The organism is Streptomyces sp. CNH287, from assembly GCF_000424825.1.
This window is the reverse complement of record NZ_AUKQ01000016.1, coordinates 200341-207002: the sequence shown is the minus strand read 5'-3', so window position 1 is coordinate 207002 and position 6662 is coordinate 200341. Positions and strand designations below refer to the sequence as shown.

The 6662-nt window shown below is 74.0% G+C and carries 5 protein-coding genes; 4 read left to right on the top strand and 1 reads right to left on the bottom strand.

Annotated elements, in window-relative coordinates; all coding sequences use genetic code 11:
* On the top strand, positions 1-612 hold a 612-nt coding region (locus tag H299_RS0118095; protein WP_027749543.1), incomplete at its 5' end, for a Tellurium resistance.
* Positions 613-700: 88 nt separating this feature from the next.
* Here the strand turns inward: H299_RS0118095 and H299_RS0118090 are convergent.
* Positions 701-1789, bottom strand: coding sequence for a TerD family protein (locus H299_RS0118090; protein ID WP_027749542.1), 1089 nt, complete (start codon positions 1787-1789; stop codon positions 701-703).
* Between the two features lie 243 nt (positions 1790-2032).
* Between H299_RS0118090 and H299_RS0118085 the strand changes: the two genes are divergently transcribed.
* From H299_RS0118085 to H299_RS0118075, 3 genes are all read left to right on the top strand, one after another.
* Entirely contained in the window at positions 2033-3247 is a 1215-nt protein-coding gene (locus H299_RS0118085; protein ID WP_027749541.1) for an HpcH/HpaI aldolase/citrate lyase family protein, read from the top strand.
* A 26-nt stretch (positions 3248-3273) separates the two neighbouring features.
* Positions 3274-5820: a phosphoribosyltransferase gene (locus H299_RS0118080; protein ID WP_486587328.1), complete on the top strand. Its 2547-nt coding sequence runs from the start codon at positions 3274-3276 to the stop codon at positions 5818-5820.
* A gap of 95 nt (positions 5821-5915) precedes the next feature.
* Positions 5916-6653, top strand: a complete 738-nt coding sequence (locus H299_RS0118075) for an HAD family hydrolase (protein WP_486587327.1) — start codon at positions 5916-5918, stop codon at positions 6651-6653.
* Positions 6654-6662 lie beyond the last annotated feature (9 nt).

The following is a 6662-nucleotide window of genomic DNA, read 5'->3' as shown; positions in this document are numbered from 1 at the left end:
ACCGGAAGCCTTCAGGTCAACCTCTCCTGGCGGTCCAGAAGCTCCGACTTCTCCAGCCGCCCCCCGCGCAGGGCTTCGCTGCGCAATCCGCTCCAGGCGTTCAAGCCGCAGGTGGTGCAGGCGCACACGCGGGGAGTGGTCAACTTCGACCTCGACCTGGCCTGCATGTACGAACTGGCGGACGGCAGCAAGGGTGTGGTGCAGCCGCTGGGCAATCTGCTGGGCGATTTCAACACGCCGCCGTTCGTCAAGCTCAGCGGTGACGACCGGTTCGGCTCACCGTCCGGCGAGACGATGTATGTGAATCTGGACCACAAGGAGCAGATCAAGCGCCTGCTGGTCTTCGTCTACATCTACGACAACACCCCGGCGTTCGACCGGGCGCACGCGCTGGTCACCCTGATCCCCAGCAACGGCGCGCGGATCGAGGTGCCCGTCGACGAGCGGGCGCCGCAGGCCCGCTCCTGCGCCGTGCTGATGCTCGAGCACGACAAGGACGACCTGGTCGTACGGCGCGAGGTGCGCTATGTCTACGGCTTCCAGTCCGAGCTGGACCGGCTCTACGGCTGGGGCCTCCAGTGGGGGCGCGGCTACAAGACGAAGACGTCCTGAACGAAGACGTCCTGAGCGGAGACGTCCTGAACGAAGGCGCCCTGCACGAGGGCGGCCTGCCCCGCTCGCCCCTGCCCGCCGCGCCGGGTCAGCGGTTGAGGAACTGCGGCCCCTGCGGCGGCAGTTCGGCGGCTCCCGGACCGGCGATCGCCGGTCCGGCGCCCCCCGGTCCGGCGGCTCCAGGAGCCGCGCCCGGCGGCTGCGGGTAGCCGTACACCGGCTGCGGATAGCCGTACGCGGGCGGGACGCTCGGCGGGTGCTGGGGCGGCTGCGGGTAGCCGTGCGCGGCCTGGGTCAGCTGCCCGTCGGGCACGGTGAACGCGGACACCCCGGCCGGCTGCGGCTGAGGTTCCGGGGCGGGCGGCTCCGGAGCGGGCCCGGGCCCAGGGCCCGGCCCTGGTCCAGGCAGCGGGTCCGGTACGGGACCGGGCCCGGGAGGTCCGGGAGGCCCCGGTACCGGCGTCGGCTCGGGGCGCGGTTCGGGCCGGGGGTCGGGCACGGGCTCCGGTACGGGCGAGGGGGTGGGGAAGTCCGGTTCCGAGGGCGGCTCGGGCATCGTCGCGCCGGACGCCGCCGTCCGTACGGGCTGGTCGCCGCCGCTCTCCTCGACCGAGATGCCGAACTCCGTCGCCAGCCCGATCAGGCCGGTGTCGTAGCCCTGGCCCAGTGCGCGGAACTTCCAGCCCTCGCCGCGCCGGTACAGCTCGCCGCAGATCAGCGCCGTCTCCGCCCCCGTCTCCGGGGCTATCGAGAACGACGCGAGCACCGTGCCGCGCCCGTCGCCGCCCTCGCCCCCGGAGCTGCCGGAGCCGCCTCCGGCGTCGTGCAGGGTGAGCCGCAGCTCCCGTACGTCTGCGAAGGTGCCGCCGTCGGCCGAGGCGGCGAGCATCACGCAGCTGACCGTGCGCTCCAGCGCGGCGAGGTCGGCCTCGACGGTGTCGGTCAGGCCGTCCGCCTCCCGCGCCTTGGGCAGGTGCCGGATGAGGCCGGAGGGGTGACGCGGCTGGTTGTAGAAGATGAAGTCGTCGTCCGAACGGACCTGTCCGTCCTCGCCCAGGACGAGTGCCGAGGCGTCGACGTCCGGTACGCCGCCCGGTCCGGGTATCCAGCGCAGTACGGCGCGCACCGCCGTCGCGCTCAGCTGAATGTTCGAGCCCTTCATCATCTCGTGGGTCATACGCTCAATCCTGCCCTCCGGACGCCGCCGCGGACAACGCGGGGCGACCGCTTGTACTTGCCGGTAATGCGGTCTTCATCTTCATGGGGAACGTCCGACCCCTCCTCGAACGTACGATGAGTGGCCAGATCTCGCCCTTCGGGTGCGGGACGGATGCGCGGCCAGGCAGGCAGGCCAGGCAGGCAGGCCAGGCAGGCGGGACAGGACCGCAACAGGTCATGGACACGTAGAAATGAGTACCCGATGCGGCATTTCAGGCACCTCGCGCCTGAGGTCCGGCGCGCGCTCTTTTATCGCGAACCGGTCGAGTTCGGCGCGGGTTCCCCCGTCCGCGTCCTCGCCGCGGCGCTGGGGGCCACGCTCTACAGCCCGGCCACCCGCCCCTCGCTCGCCGAGGACGTGCTCAAGCAGGCCGGACACGGGGTGGTCTCCATGGTGCTCTGCCTGGAGGACTCCGTCGACGACGGCGAGGTGCCGGCCGCCGAGGAGAACCTCGTGCGCCAGCTCACGGCCCTCGCCGCCGCGCCCGCGTCGCCCGCCGCCCCCGCGACACCCCCGCCGCCCGCCGCACCGGACACCGAGGATCAGCTCCCCCTGCTGTTCGTCCGGGTCCGCGCCCCGGCGCAGATACCGGACCTGGTCCAGCGGCTGGGCCCGGCCGTACGGCTGCTGTCCGGGTTCGTCCTGCCCAAGTTCACCGCCGAGACAGGTCTGCCCTTCCTGGAGGCGCTGGCCGACGCCGAGACGGTCAGCGGACACCGGCTGTACGCCATGCCCGTCCTGGAGTCCCCCGAGCTGCTGCATCTGGAGACCCGCGCGGCCACCCTGGCGGGGATCGGCCACGTCGTGGAGAAGTACCGCGACCGGGTGCTGGCACTCCGGCTGGGCGTCACCGACTTCTGCGCGGCCTACGGGCTGCGCCGCACGCCGGAGATGACGGCGTACGACGTGCAGCTGGTCGCCTCCGTCATCGGCGACGTGGTCAACGTGCTCGGGCGGGCGGACGGCACGGGGTTCACCGTGACGGGCCCGGTGTGGGAGTACTTCCGGTTGCAGGAACGAATGTTCAAGCCGCAGCTGCGCCAGAGCCCGTTCCTCAGCGGTCGCGCGCAGGAGCTGCGCACGGCGTTGATCGAGCACGACATCGACGGCCTGCTGCGGGAGATCGAGCTGGACCGCGCCAACGGACTGCTGGGCAAGACCTGCATCCATCCCTCGCACGTGGCGCCCGTGCACGCGCTGTCCGTCGTCTCGCACGAGGAGTACACCGACGCGACGGACGTACTGCGCCCGGAGGCCGACGGCGGCGGAGTGCTGCGCTCCGCCTACACCAACAAGATGAACGAAGTGAAGCCCCACCGCGCCTGGGCCGAACGCACCCTGCTGCGCGGCGAGGTCTTCGGAGTCGCCCGCGAAGGCGTGGGGTTCGTGGACCTGCTGGCGGCGGGGATCAAGTGAACGACGACGAGCGGGAGCGCGAAGCGGTGCTGGACGGAGACCTGCGGGCGGACGAGGCGGCGTGCACCGCCGTCGAGGAGGTGTGGCCGGGCACCTGGGTCGCCGAGCGGCTCGGTGCCGAAGTCACCGGCGAGGTGCGGGACTTGGTCGGCCTCGCCCTGCGCCGCAACCCGAAGCGGGCGCACCTGCTGGTCTCGCAGGTGCTCGGCAAGCACATACCGCAACGTCCCCGGTCCGTGCTGGGCGCCGGTCTCCGGCTGGGGCGGCGCGTGCGTGAGCTGCTGGGCGAGGCCGCCGACCGCGCCGTCGTCCTCGGCTACGCCGAGACCGCCACCGGCCTCGGCCACAGCGTCGTGGACGGCATGGCGGAGCGGGCGGCCGACGGGCGGCCCGGAGCCGCCGTGACCTGTCTGCACTCCACCCGGCGCCCGGTGCGCGGTACGGCGGCGGTGGGCGGCTTCGAGGAGGAGCACTCGCACGCCAGCGCGCACCTCCTGCTCCCGGAGAACCCGGACCTGCTGGCCGGGGACGGCCCGCTGGTCCTGGTCGACGACGAGTTCTCGACCGGGCGCACCGTACGGAACACCATCGCGGCGGTGCACCGCACACACCCGCGCAAGCGCTACGTCGTGGTCGCCCTGGTGGACATGCGCTCGGCCGAGGACACCGCCGCGCTGGAGCGGTTCGGCGCCGAACTGGGCGCCCGGGTGGAGGTGGTGGCGCTCGCCTCGGGCGGGATACGGCTGCCCGCCGACGTCCTGGAGCGCGGCCGGGACCTCGTCGCGCGCCACGCGGACGAGGGTGCGGGCTCGGGCTCGGGCACGGGCGCCGGTGCCGCCCTGCGGGTGGACCTCGGCTGGCCCGCGGGCCTCCCCGACGGCGGCAGGCACGGCTTCACCCCCGCCCACCGGGAGCGGCTGGGCGCCGCACTGCCGGGCATGGCGGCGCGGCTGGCCGACGCCCTCGCCGCGGTACCGGCCCTCGCCGCGTCAGCCGCCGCCCCCGCCGCCACCCCCGCCGCACCCCGGGTGCTCGTGCTCGGCTGCGAGGAGCTGATGTACGCCCCGCTGCGCCTCGCCGCCGCCCTGGAGCAGCACCTCGGCGCCACCGCCGAGGTGCGCTTCTCCACCACCACCCGCTCGCCCGTCCTCGCCGTGGACGACCCGGCGTACGCGATCCGCACCCGGCTCGCCTTCCCGGCCCACGACGACCCGGCCGACGGCCCCGGCGAGCGCTACGCCTACAACGTCGCCCCGGGCGCCGACCCCGCCCGCCGCTTCGACGCGGTGATCGCCGTCGTGGACTCCACCGCCGACACCCCCGCCCTGCACGCCCCCGGCGGCCTGCTGGCCCGGCTCGCCCCGCACACCGGCGCCGTGCTGCTCGCCGTCGTGCCCTCCTACATCCCGCCGCCCGCGCCGCTGCGGGGGCCGCGGTTCTCCTCGTACGAGCCCGAGGACGTCGGCTGGCTCCTCCAGGACGTCTCGGAGGTGCGGCTGGAGGCGCCGACCGAGGAGCGCGAGGAGGCGATCCAGAGCGGCGGCGCGCACTACGCCGAGTCGCTGCCCGTCGAGTACCAGCCCAGCGAGGACTACCAGCGCCTTTTCCACTCGGCGCTCGACGCCTCGGCCGCGCGCATCGCCCGCGCCGTCGGGGCGGTGACCGAGACGGTGCTCGCCGAGCGCGGCCCGCGCCCCGTACTGGCCTCGCTCGCCCGCGCGGGGACGCCCGTCGGCGTCCTGATGCGCCGCTGGGCGCGGCACGTGCACGGTCTCGAACTGCCGCACTACGCCGTCTCGATCGTGCGCGGACGCGGCATCGACACCACCGCGCTGCGCTACCTCGCCACCCACCACGACCCCGCGGACGTCGTCTTCGTGGACGGCTGGACGGGCAAGGGCGCCATCACCCGCGAACTCGCCGACGCGCTCACGGCGTTCACGGCCACGCACGCGGACGCGCACGCTCCCGCGGTGTTCAACCCGGAGATCGCGGTGCTCGCCGACCCCGGCGGCTGCGTCCGCACCTACGGCACCCGCGAGGACTTCCTCATCCCCTCCGCCTGCCTCAACTCCACCGTCTCCGGCCTCATCTCGCGCACCGTCCTGCGCGACGACCTGGTCGGCCCCGGCGACTTCCACGGCGGAAAGTTCTACCGTGAACTGGCCGGGGCCGACGTCTCCCGCCTCTTCCTGGCTACCATCGAGGCCCGCTTCGACGAGGTGCGCGACGCGGTCGCCGCCGACGTACGGGAACTGCTCGCCGCCGACCGCACGCCCACCTGGACGGGCTGGCGGGCCGTCGAGCGGATCAGCGAGGAGTACGGCATCGGGAACGTCAACCTGGTCAAGCCGGGCGTCGGCGAGACGACCCGGGTCCTGCTGCGCCGGGTGCCCTGGCGGGTGCTCGCCCGGCGTGGCGCGGGCCGCGACCTGGACCACGTACGCCTGCTGGCCGAGCAGCGCGGCGTGCCGGTCGAGGAGGTCGACGGACTGCCGTACAGCTGCGTCGGCCTGATCCATCCCCATTACACGAGGGGCGCCACCGGCGCCGACGGGAAGGCCGCCAAGTGACCACCTCCGCCGCAGCGGGCGCCGCAGCGGGTACGCTCTTCGCCAGCGATCTCGACCGCACCCTCATCTACTCCGCCGGTGCGCTCGGCCTCACCATGCCCGACCCGCAGGCCCCCCGGCTGCTGTGCGTCGAGGTGTACGAGCAGCGCCCGCTCTCCTACCTGACGGAGACCGCGGCCGCCCTCCTGGCCGAACTGGCCGCCGGGCCCGTCCTGTTCGTGCCCGCCACCACCCGCACGTGCGAGCAGTACGGGCGCATCCGGCTGCCCGGCCCGCCCGCCGCGTACGCCGTCTGCGCCAACGGCGGGCAGATCCTCGTCGACGGCGTACCGGACCCCGGCTGGCACGCGGAGGTGCGCCGCCGCCTTGCTGCCGACTGCGCGCCGCTCGAAGAGGTACGCGCGCACCTGCTGGCCACCGCCGATCCGGCCTGGCTGCTCAAGGAGCGCACCGCCGAGGACCTGTTCGCCTACCTGGTGGTCGACCGCGCGCTGCTGCCCGACACGTACGCCAAGGAGCTGTCCGACTGGGCCGGGCCGCGCGGCTGGACCGTCTCCCTCCAGGGCCGCAAGATCTACGCCGTACCGCGCCCGCTCACCAAGAGCGCCGCCGTCGCCGAGGTCGCCCGGCGCACCGGAGCCACCCGTACCTACGCCGCCGGGGACTCGCACCTCGACGCCGACCTGCTGCTGGCCGCCGACGCGGGCTGGCGCCCGGGGCACGGCGAACTCGCGGACAGTGGCTGGACCGCCCCGCATGTCACCGCGCTCGAGGAGCGCGGGGTGGCGGCGGGCGAGCGGATTCTACGGGAGGCGCGGCGGCTCACGCGGTAGACGCCCGCG